The following is a 17,213-nucleotide window of genomic DNA, read 5'->3' on the forward strand; positions in this document are numbered from 1 at the left end:
GGGATGATTGGTTGTCCACTTCTCCGAACCCGTCCCCGGATCCCGCGCGAACGAGGAGCACCATGGCGTTGACCTCTCCCCGGCGTTCGGCCCTCGCCGACCAGGTGATCACCGAGCTGCGCAACCAGATCACCTCGGGCGAGTGGCCCGTGGGCTCGCGCATCCCGACCGAGCCCGAGCTGGTCGAACAGCTGGGAGTGGCCCGCAACACCGTCCGCGAGGCGGTGCGCGCGCTCGCGCACAACGGCCTGCTGGACATCCGGCAGGGCTCCGGTACGTACGTCATCGCCACCAGCGAGCTGGCCGGCGTCATGCACCGCCGGTTCGCGGACGCCGACCCCCGCCACATCGCGGAGCTGCGCTCGACCCTGGAGTCCTCGGCGGCCCGGCTGGCCGCCGAGCGGCGGACCGAACGGGACGTGCGGCAGCTGGACGCGGTGCTCGCGCGGCGCGAGGAGGCGTGGGCCTCGGGCGACGCGGAGCTCTTCGTCCGCGCGGACGCGACGCTGCATCTGGCCGTGGTCGCCGCCTCGCACAACGACGTACTCATCGGGCTCTACGCCGACCTCGGTGACCTGCTGCGCGACTGGCTGCGCGACGACGTGGGGCAGGAGCTGCGCCCCGAGGACCACATGGACCACGGGCGGCTGATCGAGGCGATCCGCGCGCGGGACGCCCAGACGGCGGCCACCGAGGCGGCGGGGTACTCCTTCAAGTGCCTCGGGGACCGGGTGCGGTAGGGCGGCCGGTCCGGTAGGGGGCGGTCCGGTAGGGGGCGGTGCGGCAGGCGGCTGGGCGGCTGCGGGAGAGTGCGGGAGGGCGCTACATCCGGTGGTGGCTGACCCAGGCCGCGCGGACTTCCTTCCAGCAGCGGTCGGTCAGCCGCACCGTCTGCGCGGGGCCCACCTCGACGGGGGCGCCGTCCGCGTCGAGGTCCCACCAGCGTTCGCACTCGGTGTGCAGGCGCACCAGGTCGGTCTCGGGATACGGGTTGTGGCAGTGCGCCACGACACGGGAGCCCTCGACGGTCGTCCAGCAGGTGGAACCGGAGGGCGCGGGCACGGTCTCCTGCCCGGGGTCCGCCGCGCGCTCGGCGAGGGCGGGGGCGGCCAGTCCGGCCAGGGCGACCAAGGACAGCACGCCGGCTGCCGCTCGACGGTTCGACGGGCGCACATGAGCCACCTCCTCCCCACAGAGCGCCGGGTACGTCCCGGTTTCCTCAGTCTGCGGGGAGTCGCCGGTCTTTTCGACTCGAGGCGGACTCGTGCCGGTCCCGGGGCGGACCGGACGGGACGTGTTCATGGCCGACGGCCTGCCCGGCAGCCCCCTCGACCCGTCCTCGACGGCGGACGGCACGACGTCCCGGATGGCGCCCGACGCGACCGGGGGGCCGGACTTCGACGGCGTACGCATCCGGATCGACCCGGAGCGCACGGAAGCCGCGCGCCGCCTGCTGGACGGTCGCGCGGCTTCGTGAGAGCTGACTGCGGTTACGCGCCGATCGCGTGCAGGCCGCCGTCGACGTGGATGATCTCGCCCGTCGTCATCGGGAACCAGTCGGAGAGCAGCGCGACGACTCCGCGGCCGGCCGGCTCCGGGTCGGTCATGTCCCACTTCAGCGGGGAGCGGTCGTCCCAGACGCCCGCCAGCTCCGAGAAGCCGGGGATGGACTTGGCGGCCATGGAGGCGAGCGGTCCGGCGGAGATGAGGTTGCAGCGGATGCTCTCCGGGCCCAGGTCGCGGGCGAGGTAGCGGGAGGTGGCCTCCAGCGCGGCCTTGGCCGGGCCCATCCAGTCGTACTGCGGCCAGGCGAACTGGGCGTCGAAGGTGAGGCCGACGACCGAGCTGCCGCTGCCCATCAGGGGGCGGCAGGCCATGGTGAGCGACTTCAGCGAGAACGCCGAGACGTGCATCGCGGTGGCGACGGACTCGAAGGGCGTGTTGAGGAAGTTGCCGCCGAGCGCGTCCTGCGGGGCGAAGCCGATGGAGTGCACGACGCCGTCGAGACCACCGAGCTCCGCGCGGACCAGGCCCTCGAGCCGGTCGAGGTGCTCGGTGTTGGTCACGTCCAGCTCGATGACCTTGGCCGGCTTCGGCAGCTTCTTCGCGATGCGCTCGGTCAGCGTGGGACGGGGGAAGGCGGTCAGGATGACTTCGGCACCCTGTTCCTGGGCCACCTTGGCGGTGTGGAAGGCGATGGAGGACTCCATCAGCACACCCGTGACGAGGATGCGCTTGCCGTCGAGGATTCCACTCATGTGATCAGTGACCCATGCCCAATCCGCCGTCAACCGGGATGACGGCTCCAGTGATGTACGACGCGGCGTCGGAGGCGAGGAAGCTCACCGTGTCGGCGATCTCCTCCGGCTGCGCGTAGCGGCCGAGCGGCACCTGGGCGACGATGCCCTGGCGCTGCTCGTCGCTGAGCGCCTGGGTCATGTCGGTGTCGACAAACCCGGGCGCGACGACGTTGAAGGTGATGTTGCGCGAGCCCAGCTCACGGGCGAGGGAACGCGCGAATCCGACCAGACCGGCCTTGGAGGCGGCGTAGTTCGCCTGCCCCGCCGACCCGAGGAGCCCGACGACCGAGGAGATCAGCACGACCCTCCCCTTCTTGGCGCGCAGCATGCCGCGGTTGGCGCGCTTGACGACCCGGAAGGTGCCGGTGAGGTTGGTGTCGAGTACGGACGTGAAGTCCTCCTCGGACATCCGCATGAGGAGCTGGTCCCTGGTGACGCCGGCGTTGGCCACCAGCACCTCCACGGGACCGTGCTTCTCCTCGATTTCCTTGTAGGCCTGCTCCACCTGCTCGGTGTCGGTGATGTCGCACCTGACGGCGAGGCAGCCGAGTTCGGCGAGGGCGGCCGGCGGTTCGCCGGAACGGTACGTGAACGCGACCTTGTCGCCGGCTTCGGCGAAAGCGCGGGCGATGGCGAGGCCGATGCCCCGGTTTCCTCCGGTGACGAGAACCGAGCGGCTCAACGGATCACCCTTTCGATAGCGGTCTGGTACCGACCGAAACTATCGGTACCGGACCGCGTACGGGGAATCGGGGCCTGACAGCACCACGGAGAAGTCACTGTCGGGTCCCTACAGAAAGCGGTGGGCAACAGGTGGCGGGGCGCGACATGATTTGCGGACCGGTCCCGACGACAGGAGTCTCTGTGCCTCATTCCATCGACGAAGCGTTCACGGCGCTGCCGCTGCGCGCGCTCGCCGACGCGGCGCTCGCGCGCGCCCGCGCGCTGGGCGCCGACCATGCCGATTTCCGCTTCGAGCGGGTGCGCAGCGCGTCCTGGCGGCTGCGCGACGCCAGGCCGTCGGGCTCCTCCGACACCACGGACCTCGGGTACGCGGTGCGGGTGGTGCACGGCGGCAGCTGGGGGTTCGCGTCCGGGGTGGACCTGAGCATGGACGCCGCCGCGCGGGTCGCGGGCCAGGCCGTGGCGATGGCGAAGCTGTCGGCGAAGGTGATCAGGGCGGCCGGGTCCGACGAGCGGGTGGAGCTGGCGGACGAGCCGGTCCACGCGGACCGGACGTGGGTCTCGGCGTACGAGATCAATCCGTTCGACGTGGCCGACGAGGAGAAGGCGGGGCTGCTCGCGGACTGGAGCGCCCGGCTGCTGGCGGCCGACGGCGTCGCGCACGTGGACGCCTCGCTGCTGACCGTGCAGGAGAACAAGTTCTACGCGGACACGGCGGGCACCGTCACCACGCAGCAGCGGGTGCGGCTGCACCCGCAGCTGACCGCGGTCGCGGTGGACGCGACGACCGGCGAGTTCGACTCGATGCGGACGATCGCGCCGCCGGTCGGGCGCGGTTGGGAGTACCTGCTGGGGACCGGCTGGGACTGGGACGCCGAGCTGGCGCAGATCCCGTCGCTGCTCGCCGGGAAAATGCGCGCGCCGAGCGTCGAGGCGGGCACGTACGACCTGGTGGTGGACCCCTCGAACCTGTGGCTGACCATCCACGAGTCGATCGGGCACGCGACCGAGCTGGACCGGGCGCTGGGCTACGAGGCGGCGTACGCCGGGACCTCCTTCGCCACCTTCGACCAGCTCGGGAAGCTGGCGTACGGGTCGCCGGTCATGAACGTGACGGGTGACAGGACCGCCGAGCACGGGCTGGCGACCGTCGGGTACGACGACGAGGGCGTCGAGGCGCAGTCCTGGGACCTGATCAAGGACGGGACGCTCACCGGCTACCAGCTGGACCGGCGCATCGCGAAGCTGACGGGCCTGGGGCGGTCGAACGGCTGCGCCTACGCCGACTCCCCCGCCCACGTGCCGGTGCAGCGCATGCCGAACGTGTCGCTCCGGCCGGACCCGGGGGGCCTTTCGACCGAGGATCTGATCGGGGGCGTCGAGCGTGGCATCTACGTCGTCGGCGACCGGTCCTGGTCGATCGACATGCAGCGCTACAACTTCCAGTTCACCGGACAGCGCTTCTTCCGGATCGAGAACGGCCGGCTGGCGGGCCAGCTGCGCGATGTGGCGTACCAGGCGACGACCACCGACTTCTGGGGCTCGATGGAGAAGGTCGGCGGCCCGCAGACGTATGTGCTCGGCGGTGCCTTCAACTGCGGCAAGGCCCAGCCGGGCCAGGTCGCGGCCGTCTCGCACGGCTGCCCCTCGGCCCTGTTCCGCGGCGTCACCATCTTGAACACCACGCAGGAGGCCGGCCGATGAGCCGCACAGTCAAGCCGTACGAGACCGTCGAGCGGGCTCTGGAACTGTCCACGGCCGACGGCTGCGTGGTCGTCGCCGACGAGAGCTCCTCCGCCAATCTGCGCTGGGCGGGCAACGCGCTCACCACGAACGGTGTCACCCGCGGGCGCACCCTCACCGTGATCGCGACCGTCGACGGGGCGCGGGGGACGGCGGCCGGTGTGGTGTCGCGGTCGGCCGTCACCGCCGACGAGCTGGAGCCGCTGGTACGGGCCGCCGAGGCCGCCGCGCGCGCCGCCGGGCCCGCCGAGGACGCCCAGCCGCTGGTCTCCGGGGTGCCCGCCTCCCCCGACTTCACGGACGCGCCCGCCGAGACCTCGTCCGGTGTCTTCACCGACTTCGCGCCCGCGCTCGGCGAGGCCTTCGCCCGCGCCCGGGCCGGCGGCCGCGAGCTGTACGGCTTCGCGAACCACGAGATGACCTCCACCTACCTCGGTACGTCGACGGGTCTGCGCCTGCGCCACGACCAGCCCAACGGCACGCTGGAGATCAACGCCAAGTCGCCGGACCGTACCCGTTCGGCCTGGGCCGGGTACTCCACGCGGGACTTCAAGGACGTGGACCCGGCCGACGTAGACGCCGAGCTGGCCAAGCGCCTCGGCTGGGCCGAGCGCCGGATCGACCTCCCGGCCGGGCGGTACGAGACGCTGCTGCCGCCGACCGCCGTCGCCGACCTGCTGATCTACCAGCTGTGGTCGGCGGCGGCCAGGGACGCCGCGGAGGGCCGCACGGTGTTCAGCAGGCCGGGCGGGGGGACCAGGGTGGGCGAGACGCTGTCCGAGCTGCCCCTGACCCTGCGCAGCGACCCGAACGCGCCGGGCCTGGAGTCGGCGCCCTTCGTCGTCGCGCACACCTCCGGGGACGACTCGTCGGTCTTCGACAACGGGCTGCCGCTGACCGCCACGGACTGGATGCGGGACGGGCGGCTGGAGCACCTGGTCACCACCCGGCACAGCGCGGGGCTGACCGGGCTGCCGGTGGCCCCGGCGATCGGCAACCTGATCCTGGACGGCGGGGGCGGGCGGTCGCTGGAGGAGATGGTCGCGGACACCGAGCGCGGCCTGCTGCTCACCTGCCTCTGGTACATCCGCGAGGTCGACCCGGCGACGCTGCTGCTGACCGGGCTGACCCGGGACGGCGTCTATCTCGTCGAGAACGGCGAGGTGACCGGCGAGGTGAACAACTTCCGGTTCAACGAGTCGCCGGTGGGCCTGCTGTCGCGGGCCGCCGAGGCCGGGCGCAGCGAGAAGACGCTGCCGCGCGAGTGGGGCGACTGGTTCACCCGGGCCGCGATGCCGGCGCTGCGCGTCCCGGACTTCAACATGAGTTCGGTCAGCCAGGGCGTATGACGCCCATACACTGGCCGGAAACAATCCGCACCGACACCGACGAAGCGTCGAAACCAGTCGAAGCACATCCGAGGAGAGACAAGACCGTGACGGACATCGTCGACGACCTGAAGTGGCGCGGGCTGTTCGCCCAGTCCACTGACGAGGACGCACTGCGCAAGGCGCTCGCGGACGGTCCGGTCACCTTCTATTGCGGCTTCGACCCGACGGCGGCGAGCCTGCACGTGGGGCACCTCGTGCAGGTCCTCACCGTCCGCAGGCTCCAGCAGGCCGGGCACCGGCCGATCGCCCTGGTGGGCGGGGCCACCGGCCAGATCGGTGACCCGCGGCCGACCGCCGAGCGCACGCTGAACGACCCGCAGACGGTCGCGAACTGGGTGACGCGGCTGCGCGCCCAGATCGAGCCCTTCCTGTCCTTCGAGGGCCCGAACGCGGCCACCATGGTCAACAACCTGGACTGGACCGCGGGGATGTCCGCGATCGAGTTCCTGCGGGACATCGGCAAGCACTTCCGGGTGAGCAAGATGCTCGCCAAGGACTCGGTGGCGCGGCGGCTGGAGTCCGACCAGGGGATCAGCTACACGGAGTTCAGCTACCAGCTGCTCCAGGGCATGGACTTCCTGGAGCTCTACCGGCGCCACGGCTGCACGCTCCAGCAGGGCGGCAGCGACCAGTGGGGCAACCTCACGGCGGGTCTCGACCTGATCCACCGCCTGGAACCGGGCGCCGAGGTGCACGCGCTGGCGACGCCGCTGATGGTCAAGGCGGACGGGACGAAGTTCGGCAAGTCCGAGAGCGGGGCCGTCTGGCTCGACCCGGAGATGACGACGCCGTACGCCTTCTACCAGTTCTGGCTGAACGTGGACGACCGGGACGTCTCGCCGTACCTGCGCATCCTCAGCTTCAGGAGCCGCGAGGAGCTGGAGGAGCTGGAGGAGCTCACCGAGGAGCGTCCGCAGGCCCGTGCCGCCCAGCGTGCGCTGGCCGAGGAGCTGACGACGCTGGTGCACGGCGAGGAGCAGTGCGCGGCGGTCATCGCGGCGTCGAAGGCGCTGTTCGGCCAGGGCGAGCTCACCGGGCTGGACGAGGCGACGCTGGGCGCGTCCCTGTCCGAGCTGCCGCACGCCGAGGTCGCGGGGCTCGGATCCGTCGTGGACCTGTTCGTGGAGGTGGGACTGGCGCCGAGCAAGTCGGCGGCCCGCCGCACGGTCAAGGAGGGCGGGGCCTACGTGAACAACGTCAAGGTCACCGACGAGGACGCCGTACCGGCGGCCGAGGACCTGCTGCACGGCCGCTGGCTCGTGCTGCGGCGCGGCAAGAAGAACCTGGCGGCGATCGAGGTCGCGGCCGGCTGAGTCACTTGCGCGGCGGGAAGCGGGAGGAAGCGTGGTTCCACGCTTCCGGCCGCTTCTCCGTGCGCGCGGGCACGCGTCCGCGCGCCGTGCTCAGGTCCGCTGTTTCTTGCCCTTCATCGATGCCCAGAGCATGTCGCCGAGTCCGACGATCACCACGGCGCCGATCAGCTGGAGCAGGTGCCGGATCCAGTCGACCCCCTTGGTGTCCTCGACGCCGATCCCCGCCGCGACAGCGTTGCCGACGATGCTGCCGAGGATTCCGAAAATTACCGTCAACCACAGCGGGATCTGCTGCTTGCCCGGGATGATCGCTTTGGCGAGCAGACCCAGGACCAGACCCACGATGATCGCCCACAACCAACTCATGTCGCCTCCTCGTGCGGCGCGGTGTGCGCATGTCCGCCCAGTTTCGGACAACCGCCCGTACGGCGCATGTCGGACACGTCCATACGTGGCCCGCCGGTGGCCGCGCGTCCGGGCCCGGCACGCCCCGCTCTCGAAGGCGGCGGAGCACCGGCGTACCGTGGAAGGGGTCCGGTCAGGGAGCGACCGGTGCGGAACCGGGTGGTGGAACGTGATGCGGAAGCACAGCAGCGCCGAGGTCTTCCGGATCACCGGTGCCCGGCAGGGGCTGACCGACGACGTGCGCGGCCGGCAGCGTCGTTACGTCATCTCGATGCTGGTACGGACCGTCTCGGTGATCCTGGCCGCCACCTTGTGGAACGTGGAGCGGCACGTCGCGGTCGTGGCCCTGGCCCTGGGTCTCCTCCTCCCGTACATCGCCGTGGTCATCGCCAACGGGGGCCGGGAGAACGCCTCGTCCCTGCCCTCGGTCCACCTCCCGACGCCCGTACGGCCGGCCCTGGAGGCCCCTCCCGAACCGGCCGGCGCACAGCCCGGGCCGACCGGCGCGGAACCCGCACCGGAAGCGGCGGACCAGGCCCGCGGGCAGGAGCAGCACGACCGGAGGTGATCCCGGGCGGATCTCAAAGCTCAATAAAAGCTCAGATCAATCATGAAGTTCCGGTGCACCGCACCCTGGGTCGCGTGACATACTTCGTAGGCGCTCCGCATCCCCCGTCGGAGCGACGGACCGACGCCGGGCAGCTCCCCCCGTGGCTGCTCGGCGTCGTTTTCTTGACCTAGGGTTGAGTGCGTGAACTCCCCTGATTCCCTTCTTTTCCCCGGTTCGGCAGACGACGGCGCCACCGTCTGCTCCGCCAAGGGCTGCCGCTCCGCCGCCGTATGGGTGCTCGCCTGGAACAACCCGAAGCTGCACACACCGGAGCGCCGCAAGACGTGGCTCGCGTGCGAGGAACACCGCGAGCACCTCTCGCAGTTCCTCGGCGTACGCGGCTTCCTGAAGGACGTCGTGACGCTGGAGGAGTGGGAGAGCCCCGTCACCGAAGGCGACTGATGAACGCTTCAGCCCCCGATGGCCGACATCGGCCGGTCGGGCTGCAGGAAGGACGGGTCGTCGAGGCCGGAGCCGGCCTTCTTGCCCCACATCGCCAGCTTCCAGAGCCGGGCTATCTCCTCGTCCGGGGCGCCGGAGCGCAGGGCGCCGCGCAGGTCCGACTCCTCGCGGGCGAACAGGCACGTGCGCACCTGGCCGTCGGCGGTGAGCCTGGTCCGGTCGCAGGCCCGGCAGAACGGGCGCGTGACGGAGGCGATGACGCCGACGCGGTGGGGACCGCCGTCGACGGTCCAGCGCTCGGCCGGAGCCGAACCCCGCTCGTCCTCGCCCTCCGCGGTGAGCGTGAAGCGCGTACGCAGGGACTCCAGGATGTCACCGGCGGTGATCATGCCGTCGCGCTTCCAGCCGTGCTGGGCGTCGAGCGGCATCTGCTCGATGAAGCGCATCTCGTAGTCGTTCTCGACGGCCCAGGCGAGCAGGTCGGGGGCCTCGTCGTCGTTGAGCCCGGGCATCAGTACGGCGTTGACCTTGACCGGGGTCAGGCCCGCGTCGCGGGCGGCCGCCATGCCGTCGATGACGTCGTGGTGGCGGTCGCGGCGGGTGAGGGTCTTGAAGACGTCGGGGCGCAGGGTGTCGAGTGAGACGTTGACCCGGTCCAGGCCGGCCGCCTTGAGGGCGGTGGCGGTGCGCTTGAGGCCGATGCCGTTGGTGGTGAGGGACATCTTGGGGCGCGGCGCGAGTGCGGCGCAGCGCTCGACTATGCCGACCAGCCCCGGGCGCAACAGTGGCTCTCCGCCGGTGAAACGCACCTCGGTCACACCGAGGCCGGTCACGGCGATGCCGATCAGCCGCACGATCTCGTCGTCCGTGAGCAGGTCCGGCTTGGCCAGCCACTGCAGACCCTCTTCGGGCATGCAGTACGTACAGCGCAAATTGCAGCGGTCGGTGAGCGAAACACGCAGGTCAGTGGCAACACGGCCATAAGTGTCGATAAGCATCCTCGACCCCCTCCCCGATCCGGAATTCGTCTGTCTCGAACGCTGTCGAGCCTACGCGACACCTCTGACAACGCGGAGGGCCCGATACCACGAGGAGCGGTGTGGCCGCGTCGTACGACTCTACGACGCGGCCACGGGGGCACAGCTGTGGGAAAAGGGCTGCCGGTGCGCTCAGTGCGCGCCGATGCCGGTGAGTGACTTGACCTCCAGCTCCGCGTACTTGCCCTTGTCCGGCTCGTCCTTGGACAGTACGGACCCGGCCCAGCCGAGCAGGAAGCCGAGCGGGATCGAGATCAGTCCCGGGTTCTCCAGCGGGAACCAGGCGAAGTCCACGCCCGGGAACATCGAGGTGGGCTTCCCGGAGACCACCGGCGAGAACAGCACGAGGCCCACGGACGCGGTCAGACCGCCGTAGATGGACCACAGGGCGCCCTGCGTCGTGAACTTCTTCCAGAACAGGCTGTAGAGGATCGTCGGCAGGTTGGCGGACGCCGCGACCGCGAAGGCGAGGGCGACCAGGCCGGCCACGTTCAGGTCGCGGGCGAGCGCGCCCAGCGCGATGGAGACGACGCCGATGGCCACGGTCGCCCAGCGGGCGGCGCGCACCTCTTCCTTCTCGGTGGCCTTGCCGCGCCGGATGACGTTGGCGTAGATGTCGTGCGCGAACGACGACGAGGACGCCAGGGTGAGGCCCGCGACCACCGCGAGGATGGTGGCGAAGGCGACCGCCGAGATCACGGCGAGCAGGATCGCGCCGCCGGTCGAGCCGGCGCCGCCGCCGATCTCCAGGGCGGCCAGCGGGGCCGCCGTGTTGCCCGCCTTGTTGGAGGCGATGATGTCGCCGGGCTTGAGCAGGGCCGCGGCGCCGAAGCCGAGCACGATGGTCATCAGGTAGAAGGCGCCGATGATGCCGATCGCCCAGTTCACCGACTTGCGGGCGGCCTTGGCGGTGGGGACCGTGTAGAAGCGGATCAGGATGTGCGGCAGGCCGGCGGTGCCGAGGACCAGGGCGACGCCGAGCGAGAGGAAGTCGAGTTTGGAGGTCCCGGTGGCACCGTACTTGAGGCCGGGCTCCAGGAACGCCGAGCCCTTGCCGCTGTTGGAGGCCGCCGTGCCGAGCAGGTCGGAGAGGTTGAAGTTGAACTTCAGCAGGATCAGGAAAGTGATCAGCAGGGTGCCGGCGATCAGCAGGACGGCCTTGACCATCTGGACCCAGGTGGTGCCCTTCATGCCGCCGATGGTGACGTACACGATCATCAGGATGCCGACGAGGGCGACGATCAGGATCTTGCCGGCGTCGCTGGTGATGCCGAGGAGCAGCGAGACCAGTACGCCCGCGCCCGCCATCTGCGCGAGCAGGTAGAAGATCGACACCACGATGGTGGAGGTGCCCGCGGCGGTGCGCACGGGGCGCTGGCGCATGCGGTACGCGAGGACGTCGCCCATCGTGTAGCGGCCGGAGTTGCGCAGCGGCTCGGCGACGAGGAGCAGCGCGACCAGCCAGGCGACCAGGAAGCCGATGGAGTAGAGGAAGCCGTCGTAACCGAAGAGGGCGATGGCGCCCGCGATGCCGAGGAAGGAAGCGGCGGACATGTAGTCGCCGGAGATGGCGAGGCCGTTCTGGAAACCGGTGAACTGGCGGCCGCCCGCGTAGAAGTCGGAGGCGCTCTTGGTCTGGCGGCCCGCCCATACCGTGATGAAAAGGGTGGCGACCACGAAGAGACCGAAGAGGGTGATGATCAACGGCCGGTGCTCACTGGCGTCACCGGCGGCGGCGAGCCGGACCGTGGCCGCCGTGGTCAGCGCGGTGCTCATGCGTCGCCCTCCATACGGGACTTGATCGCCTCGGACTTCGGGTCGAGCTGCGTGGCTGCATGACGCGAGTAGAACCAGGCGATGAGGAAGGTGGTGACGAACTGGGCCAGGCCCAGGACGAGAGCCACGTTGATGTTGCCGAGGACCTTGGTGCCCATGAGGCCGCCCGCGTAGTTGGACAGCAGGACGTACAGCAGGTACCAGGCGATGAAGGCGATGGTCAGGGGGAAGGCGAAGGAGCGGTGGGAACGGCGCAGTTCACCGAACTCCGCGCTCTGCTGCACCTCGACGAACTCCTGTGTCGTATGCCCTGTTCGGATCTGGCCCGTGCCGCCCTGGGGCGGTGGTGCTTCGGTTGCCACGGATTCTCCTCGCGACGCGGGTTCGGCTGGGACGGTCAATGTGACCTCGCTGGTGGGGGAAGTGGTGCTCGTCCCCCTGTCAACGGCACGGACCGCACGACGTCCCGGTTCGGCATCCGCCATTTCTTTTCCCAATGCATTGATCCGCACGTGTGATCGGCGCTAGCTTCACTCGTCATGCACCCGCCCCCGCGCACCCGCGCGAGGGGCGGCTCTCACGGATGATGTGGAGAACCCATGGCTCATCTGGGATCCAGACGGCAGCGCGCACTGGCTCTGCCCGTCGGACTGGCTCTCACGGCTTCGCTCGGCTTCCTGCCCGGAGCGGTCGCTTCGGCCGCCCCGCTGGACGAATCCGCCGCGACGGCGACCGCCACCGGGCCGAAGATGTCGTACGTGGTCAACACCAAGGGCGGCCACGGGACGAGCGCTTCGGTGAAGCGGGCGATAGTCAGGGCCGGCGGCACCGTGGTGAAGGCGTACGACCAGATCGGCGTCATCGTCGTCCACTCGCAGAACCCGGACTTCGGCCAGCAGATACGCAGGGCCAAGGGGGTGTCCTCGGCGGGCGCGACCCGTACCGCCCCGCTCACGCCGGTCGGGATCACCGAGGAAGGCACCACGCAGAGGCTGTCCGCGGCCGAGGCGTCGAAGGCCGCCGCGGCGGCGGCGCCCGGTCAGGAGCCGCTGGAGAGCAACCAGTGGGACCTCCGTGCCATCGGCGCGGACAAGGCCGCCAAGGTCGACGACGGCAGCAGCAAGGTCACCGTCGGCGTGATCGACACCGGTGTCGACGACACGCACCCGGACCTCGCGCCGAACTTCTCCAAGTCCCAGTCGGCCAACTGCGTCGGCGGCGTGGCGGATTCCTCGGAGGGCGCCTGGCGTCCGTACAGCGACGGCAGCGACCACGGCACGCATGTCGCCGGTACGATCGCCTCTCCGCGCAACGGACTCGGCATCGCCGGTGTCGCGCCGGGCGTGAAGCTGGCGGGCATCAAGGTCAGCGAGCCGGGCACCAGCCTCTTCTTCACCGAGGCGGTCGTCTGCGGCTTCGTCTGGGCCGCCGAGCACGACATCGACGTGACGAACAACAGCTACTACGTCGACCCGTGGATGTTCAACTGCAAGGACGACCCGGACCAGAAGGCCCTGCTGGACTCCCTGACGCGCGCCACGAAGTACGCGGAGCGCAAGGGCGCCCTGAACGTCGCGGCGGCGGGCAACTCGGACTTCGACCTGTCGGCCGACGAGATCCTCGACGACTCCAGCCCCAACGACACCACCCCCGGTGACCGGATCATCGACCCGTCCGAGTGCCTGGACGTGCCGACCCAGCTGCCCGGTGTGGTGACGGTCACCGCGACGGGCGACAAGAACGTCAAGTCGTACTACTCCAGTTACGGGTACGGCGTCGCCGACATCGCGGCTCCCGGCGGCGACAAGTGGCAGATCCCGGCCACGCCGGACGCCAACGGCCGGGTCCTGTCGACCGTCCTGGGCGGCGGGTACGGCTACAAGCAGGGCACCTCGATGGCCACCCCGCACGTCGCGGGCGTCGCCGCGCTGCTCAAGAGCGCGCACCCGAAGGCGAGCCCCGCGCAGCTCCAGCGCCTGCTCAAGAAGCAGGCCGACAACCCGGGTTGCCCGAGCCACGTCTACGACTCGGCCGGCAACTGGGTCGAGGCCACCACGTGTGAGGGCGGCAAGAACTACAACGGCTACTACGGCGCCGGCATCGCCGACGCGCTGGACGCCGTGACGGAGAAGTAAGGAACGCCGCACGAGTGCGCGGGCCGCCCGGTCCTCTTCGGCACCGGGCGGCCCGCGTCATGCTGTTTCCCGGCGCCCCAGCACCCCTGTGACCAGCAGGTACTGCGCGGCCGCGTAGGTGAGCATGACCCAGAAGCCGGGGGCGGGCAGCTGCGGCCATCCGGCGACACCGGTGGCGATGAGGGTGTCGGAGAGCAGGAAGAGCGCACCGCCGAGCCCGGCGCACAGGCCGGTCGCGCCCGCGCGAAGCGCCATGAGGGTGAGCAGCAGGCTGTATCCGGCGACCGGGACGCGCAGTCCGGCGGGGAGGCCGGGCCACAGCAGGGCGACGGTGGCGACGAGGGCGGCGGCGTACCCGGCGCCGAGCGCCCTGGACGTACGGCCGCGCCGGAACAGCGCGAGATAGCAGACGTGTCCGGCGGCGAAGCAGCCCATGCCGGCCATGAAGGCCCAGTCGGCCCCGGCGAGCAGGAACACGTCGCCGCCCCAGCCGAGGAGCAGCGCGACGACCAGCGTGCGCGGTGCGCCGCGCACGGCCGCGTACGCCGCGAGCAGCGGCATCAGCAGTGGCTTGGCGATCATGTGGCCGGAGTCGGCCCCGGCGGCGAGCGAGCCGAGGTCGGCGAGGACCGCGACGGCGAAGGCGGCCAGCAGCCCCCGGGCCCACGCCGCGCGCCGGCCCGGGGCCGCCCCGTCGGCAGCGTCGGCAGCGTCGGAACCGGCGCCGGCGGCGTCCGCACCGGCGCTCACGCGGTGGTTTCCCGTGCCTGCCCGGTCACTCCCGGCTCCGCCGGGCGCGGCTGCCAGCCGGGGCCGCGGAAGATCCGGCCCGCGCGCTCGCGCCAGGTGGCCGCAGCCCGTACGTCGCGGGCGATGGCGGCGTACTCATGGGTCGCGACGCGCAGCGGATTGTAGGTCTCGATGTTGTTGGTCAGGCCGTACACGGGACGCTCGGTCTCGGCCGCGAAAGAGCCGAAGAGCCGGTCCCAGACGATCAGGATGCCGCCGAAGTTCCGGTCCAGGTAGCCGCCCTGGGAGGCGTGGTGGACGCGGTGGTGGGACGGCGTGTTCAGGACGTACTCGAAGGGGCGCGGCAGCGTGCCGACCCGCTCGGTGTGCACCCAGAACTGGTAGACGAGGTTCGCGGACGAGCAGAAGGCGAGCGCGGCCGGGTGCACGCCGCACGCGATCAGCGGCAGGTAGAACGGCCAGACGGTGAGGCTCGTCCAGGGCTGGCGCAGGGCGGTGGTGAGGTTGAACTTGCGGCTGGAGTGGTGGACGACGTGGCAGGCCCACAGCACGCGGACGACGTGGTGGCCGCGGTGGGACCAGTAGTAGAAGAAGTCCTGGGCGAGCAGCATCAGCGGGACCGTCCACCACAGGAGGGGGACGCGGGCGGGCGTCAGCTCGTACACCGCCATGTAGATCGCGACAACCGGGATCTTCCAGAGGAAGTCGAACGCGATGCTGCCGAGCCCCATGCTGACGCTGGTGACGGCGTCCTTGGTCTCGTAACCGGCGGCGTCCTCGTCGGGACGCAGGCGGTAGCTCACGATTTCGACGACGGTGAGCAGGACGAAGGCCGGTATCGACCACAGCACGACATCGGGCAGGTTCGGCATGCCCGCACGATAGAGGGGGCGCCGAGGGCCCGGCTAGAGGTTGTTACCGACAAGTATGCGAGACGGCTTGTCAGCGGGAGGCGAAGTACGGAATCACGCCTCTGCCGCTGGGGGTGTCCCGCATACGGTGCCGGTCCGCACTCGAGCCGCCGACCCTCACGGGTGACCAGCAGGACGGTCGCCCGGCCCGGCGGAGCCGGCCGCTCCGACGACGATGCCGGCGGTGGAGACGATGCCGTCGTCGGCCCCGAGCACCCCGGCGCGCAGCCAGTTCAGCCGGGAGCCGAGGCCCCCGCCGTGGGCTTCGTCATGCGTCCGGTCGGTCACCCGGGGAGGGTCTCACCCGCGCCGTCACCGGACGCGGACCGCCCCGCCCCCACCGGTGGCCGCGCACCCGGGCGGCCGGGGCTGTCAGTGGAGGCCCGTATCCTCAATGACCATGCTCGAAGACCACTCGACAGCAGCGCCGTGGCCGACCGCCTACCCGAAGGGGTACGCAGTCGTCGACGTGGAGACCACCGGACTCGCGCGCGACGACCGGATAATCTCCGCTGCCGTCTACCGGCTGGACCACCGGGGAGACGTCGAGGACCACTGGTACACGCTGGTCAACCCCGAGCGCGACCCGGGCCCCGTCTGGATCCACGGACTGACCAGCGATGTGCTCGCGGACGCCCCGCTGTTCCCGGACATCGCGGCCGAGCTGTCCGAGCGGCTCGACGGCCGGGTGCTCGTCGCGCACAACGCGATGTTCGACTGGTCGATGATCGCCCGGGAGTACGCACGCGCCGAGCGCACCGCGCCCGTCCGGCAGCGGCTGTGCACCATCGCGCTCTCCAAGGAGCTCCGGCTCCCCCTGCCCAACCACAAGCTGGAGTCGCTGGCCGCGCACTTCGGCGTCGTCCAGCAGCGGGCGCACCACGCCCTCGACGACGCGCGCGTGCTCGCCGAGGCGTTCCGCCCGAGCCTGCACGCGGCGGCGCGGGACGGGGTACGGCTGCCGCTGCTCGAATGCCGGCCGCTCACCGAGTGGTCGGACTCGCCCCCGGCCCCCCGGGCCGGCTACCAGCCGTCGTACCGGGGAGCGGGCGGCGCGAGCTGGCGCCCGTCGCGCAAGCGTCCGGCCTGCCCGTACCCGAACCCCGGGCGCTACGAGCCGGGCAAGCTGCTCCGGCAGGGCATGCGGGTGGCGTTCTCGGGTGACACGTCCGTGGACCGCGAGCTGCTGGAGGACCGGGCCGTGGAGGCGGGGCTGCACATCGCGACGAGCGTGTCCCGGCTCACCAGTCTGCTCGTCACCAACGATCCCGACGCGGCCACGTCCAAGACGGTCAAGGCCAAGGCGTTCGGCACCCCCGTCGTCGACGAGGCCGCCTTCACCCAGCTGCTGCGGGACGTGGTCGCGGCCGAAGGGTAGGTCCCGCGGCACGAGCAGGTCCCGCGGCACGAGCAGGTCCCGGCAGACGGGTGATTGGTACGCGACTCGCCCGCCGACCGCTCGCCGAGCCGCCGCCCGGCGTCCCACCCTGTGGCGCATGGCACGTTGCGAGGTATGCGGAAACGACTACGGCATGTCCTTCGAGGTGCACGCGCAGGGCGCGGTGCACGTCTTCGACTGCTTCTCCTGCGCCATCCACCGGATGGCACCGATCTGCGAACACTGCCGGGTCCAGATCATCGGCCAGGGCGTGGAGGCCGAGGGCCGCTGGTTCTGCAGCGCGCACTGTGCGCGCGCGGAGGGGAAGGTGGGCATCGTCGACAAGGTCTGACGCCACGGCCCGGCACCACGGCGCAC

Annotated in this window: 19 protein-coding genes and 1 pseudogene; 10 read left to right on the plus strand and 10 right to left on the minus strand. The window is 70.8% G+C overall.

All coding sequences use genetic code 11. From position 1 onward, the window contains the following. The first annotated feature begins 62 nt into the window (after positions 1–62). Entirely contained in the window at positions 63–740 is a 678-nt protein-coding gene (locus tag ABD374_RS02930) for a FadR/GntR family transcriptional regulator (RefSeq protein WP_344490088.1), read from the plus strand. A gap of 82 nt (positions 741–822) precedes the next feature. Here the strand turns inward: ABD374_RS02930 and ABD374_RS02935 are convergent, their stop codons facing one another. After that, positions 823–1,173 carry a hypothetical protein gene (locus tag ABD374_RS02935; protein WP_344490091.1) on the minus strand — a complete coding sequence of 117 codons (351 nt, stop codon included), beginning with the start codon at positions 1,171–1,173 and terminating at the stop codon, positions 823–825. 127 nt (positions 1,174–1,300) lie between these two features. On the opposite strand from ABD374_RS02935, the gene ABD374_RS02940 reads away from it, so the two are divergent. Continuing rightward, positions 1,301–1,477, plus strand: a complete 177-nt coding sequence (locus ABD374_RS02940) for a hypothetical protein (RefSeq protein WP_344490094.1) — start codon at positions 1,301–1,303, stop codon at positions 1,475–1,477. 13 nt (positions 1,478–1,490) lie between these two features. Here the strand turns inward: ABD374_RS02940 and fabI are convergent, their stop codons facing one another. Together fabI and fabG are read right to left on the minus strand one after the other, a co-directional pair. Continuing rightward, complete coding sequence (gene fabI / locus ABD374_RS02945) at positions 1,491–2,258, minus strand: enoyl-ACP reductase FabI (RefSeq protein WP_344490097.1); 768 nt, start codon at positions 2,256–2,258, stop codon at positions 1,491–1,493. 4 nt (positions 2,259–2,262) lie between these two features. After that, positions 2,263–2,982: a 3-oxoacyl-[acyl-carrier-protein] reductase gene (fabG, locus tag ABD374_RS02950; RefSeq protein WP_344490100.1), complete on the minus strand. Its 720-nt coding sequence runs from the start codon at positions 2,980–2,982 to the stop codon at positions 2,263–2,265. Positions 2,983–3,128: 146 nt separating this feature from the next. On the opposite strand from fabG, the gene ABD374_RS02955 reads away from it, so the two are divergent. From ABD374_RS02955 to tyrS, 3 genes are all read left to right on the plus strand, one after another. Then, entirely contained in the window at positions 3,129–4,688 is a 1,560-nt protein-coding gene (locus tag ABD374_RS02955) for a TldD/PmbA family protein (protein ID WP_425577117.1), read from the plus strand. Next, a complete protein-coding gene (locus ABD374_RS02960) occupies positions 4,685–6,076 on the plus strand; it encodes a metallopeptidase TldD-related protein (protein WP_344490105.1) in 1,392 nt (463 codons plus the stop codon). Before ABD374_RS02955 ends, ABD374_RS02960 begins: the two co-directional genes overlap by 4 nt. A gap of 86 nt (positions 6,077–6,162) precedes the next feature. Further along, positions 6,163–7,431 (plus strand): tyrosine--tRNA ligase, encoded by a 1,269-nt coding sequence (tyrS, locus tag ABD374_RS02965; protein ID WP_344490108.1) that lies wholly within the window; start codon positions 6,163–6,165, stop codon positions 7,429–7,431. A 90-nt stretch (positions 7,432–7,521) separates the two neighbouring features. Here the strand turns inward: tyrS and ABD374_RS02970 are convergent, their stop codons facing one another. Then, positions 7,522–7,797: a GlsB/YeaQ/YmgE family stress response membrane protein gene (locus tag ABD374_RS02970; protein ID WP_344490111.1), complete on the minus strand. Its 276-nt coding sequence runs from the start codon at positions 7,795–7,797 to the stop codon at positions 7,522–7,524. Between the two features lie 211 nt (positions 7,798–8,008). On the opposite strand from ABD374_RS02970, the gene ABD374_RS02975 reads away from it, so the two are divergent. Together ABD374_RS02975 and ABD374_RS02980 are read left to right on the plus strand one after the other, a co-directional pair. Beyond that, complete coding sequence (locus ABD374_RS02975; RefSeq protein ID WP_344490114.1) at positions 8,009–8,404, plus strand: DUF3099 domain-containing protein; 396 nt, start codon at positions 8,009–8,011, stop codon at positions 8,402–8,404. 183 nt (positions 8,405–8,587) lie between these two features. Next, positions 8,588–8,848, plus strand: coding sequence for a hypothetical protein (locus ABD374_RS02980; protein WP_344490117.1), 261 nt, complete (start codon positions 8,588–8,590; stop codon positions 8,846–8,848). Between the two features lie 8 nt (positions 8,849–8,856). On the opposite strand, the gene moaA is transcribed toward ABD374_RS02980, so the two are convergent. From moaA to ABD374_RS02995, 3 genes are all read right to left on the minus strand, one after another. Then, entirely contained in the window at positions 8,857–9,846 is a 990-nt protein-coding gene (gene moaA, locus ABD374_RS02985) for a GTP 3',8-cyclase MoaA (RefSeq protein ID WP_344490120.1), read from the minus strand. Positions 9,847–10,017: 171 nt separating this feature from the next. After that, positions 10,018–11,661 (minus strand): solute symporter family protein, encoded by a 1,644-nt coding sequence (locus ABD374_RS02990; protein ID WP_344490123.1) that lies wholly within the window; start codon positions 11,659–11,661, stop codon positions 10,018–10,020. Further along, positions 11,658–12,023 carry a DUF485 domain-containing protein gene (locus ABD374_RS02995; RefSeq protein WP_344490126.1) on the minus strand — a complete coding sequence of 122 codons (366 nt, stop codon included), beginning with the start codon at positions 12,021–12,023 and terminating at the stop codon, positions 11,658–11,660. The genes ABD374_RS02990 and ABD374_RS02995 overlap by 4 nt, the downstream gene beginning before the upstream one ends. A 237-nt stretch (positions 12,024–12,260) precedes the next feature. On the opposite strand from ABD374_RS02995, the gene ABD374_RS03000 reads away from it, so the two are divergent. Further along, positions 12,261–13,796, plus strand: a complete 1,536-nt coding sequence (locus ABD374_RS03000; RefSeq protein WP_344490129.1) for a S8 family peptidase — start codon at positions 12,261–12,263, stop codon at positions 13,794–13,796. Positions 13,797–13,853: 57 nt separating this feature from the next. On the opposite strand, the gene ABD374_RS03005 is transcribed toward ABD374_RS03000, so the two are convergent. From ABD374_RS03005 to ABD374_RS03015, 3 genes and pseudogenes are all read right to left on the minus strand, one after another. Then, positions 13,854–14,450, minus strand: coding sequence for a lysoplasmalogenase (locus ABD374_RS03005; protein ID WP_344490269.1), 597 nt, complete (start codon positions 14,448–14,450; stop codon positions 13,854–13,856). Positions 14,451–14,542: 92 nt separating this feature from the next. After that, positions 14,543–15,418, minus strand: a complete 876-nt coding sequence (locus tag ABD374_RS03010; protein WP_344490132.1) for a sterol desaturase family protein — start codon at positions 15,416–15,418, stop codon at positions 14,543–14,545. Positions 15,419–15,610: 192 nt separating this feature from the next. Then, positions 15,611–15,745, minus strand: a pseudogene (locus tag ABD374_RS03015) (VIT1/CCC1 transporter family protein); the annotation flags it as partial. Positions 15,746–15,851: 106 nt separating this feature from the next. Here ABD374_RS03015 and ABD374_RS03020 point away from each other — a divergent pair. Then, complete coding sequence (locus tag ABD374_RS03020; RefSeq protein ID WP_344490135.1) at positions 15,852–16,835, plus strand: DEDDh family exonuclease; 984 nt, start codon at positions 15,852–15,854, stop codon at positions 16,833–16,835. A gap of 118 nt (positions 16,836–16,953) precedes the next feature. Then, complete coding sequence (locus ABD374_RS03025; RefSeq protein ID WP_093801476.1) at positions 16,954–17,187, plus strand: hypothetical protein; 234 nt, start codon at positions 16,954–16,956, stop codon at positions 17,185–17,187. The last annotated feature ends 26 nt before the right edge of the window (positions 17,188–17,213 follow it).

Origin of the sequence: Streptomyces enissocaesilis (genome assembly GCF_039533765.1) — a bacterium.
GTDB lineage: Bacteria > Actinomycetota > Actinomycetes > Streptomycetales > Streptomycetaceae > Streptomyces > Streptomyces enissocaesilis.

What these genes read in the sequence shown, in the direction of transcription:
- ABD374_RS02940 (WP_344490094.1), top strand. Translation starts at nt 1,301, where the DNA reads ATGGCCGACGGCCTGCCCGGCAGCCCCCTCGACCCGTCCTCGACGGCG.
- fabI (WP_344490097.1), bottom strand. Translation starts at nt 2,258, where the DNA reads ATGAGTGGAATCCTCGACGGCAAGCGCATCCTCGTCACGGGTGTGCTG.
- ABD374_RS02990 (WP_344490123.1), bottom strand. Translation starts at nt 11,661, where the DNA reads ATGAGCACCGCGCTGACCACGGCGGCCACGGTCCGGCTCGCCGCCGCC.
- moaA (WP_344490120.1), bottom strand. Translation starts at nt 9,846, where the DNA reads ATGCTTATCGACACTTATGGCCGTGTTGCCACTGACCTGCGTGTTTCG.
- ABD374_RS03020 (WP_344490135.1), top strand. Translation starts at nt 15,852, where the DNA reads ATGACCATGCTCGAAGACCACTCGACAGCAGCGCCGTGGCCGACCGCC.
- ABD374_RS02930 (WP_344490088.1), top strand. Translation starts at nt 63, where the DNA reads ATGGCGTTGACCTCTCCCCGGCGTTCGGCCCTCGCCGACCAGGTGATC.
- ABD374_RS02960 (WP_344490105.1), top strand. Translation starts at nt 4,685, where the DNA reads ATGAGCCGCACAGTCAAGCCGTACGAGACCGTCGAGCGGGCTCTGGAA.
- ABD374_RS03010 (WP_344490132.1), bottom strand. Translation starts at nt 15,418, where the DNA reads ATGCCGAACCTGCCCGATGTCGTGCTGTGGTCGATACCGGCCTTCGTC.
- ABD374_RS02970 (WP_344490111.1), bottom strand. Translation starts at nt 7,797, where the DNA reads ATGAGTTGGTTGTGGGCGATCATCGTGGGTCTGGTCCTGGGTCTGCTC.
- ABD374_RS03025 (WP_093801476.1), top strand. Translation starts at nt 16,954, where the DNA reads ATGGCACGTTGCGAGGTATGCGGAAACGACTACGGCATGTCCTTCGAG.
- ABD374_RS02975 (WP_344490114.1), top strand. Translation starts at nt 8,009, where the DNA reads ATGCGGAAGCACAGCAGCGCCGAGGTCTTCCGGATCACCGGTGCCCGG.
- ABD374_RS02955 (WP_425577117.1), top strand. Translation starts at nt 3,129, where the DNA reads ATGATTTGCGGACCGGTCCCGACGACAGGAGTCTCTGTGCCTCATTCC.
- ABD374_RS03000 (WP_344490129.1), top strand. Translation starts at nt 12,261, where the DNA reads ATGGCTCATCTGGGATCCAGACGGCAGCGCGCACTGGCTCTGCCCGTC.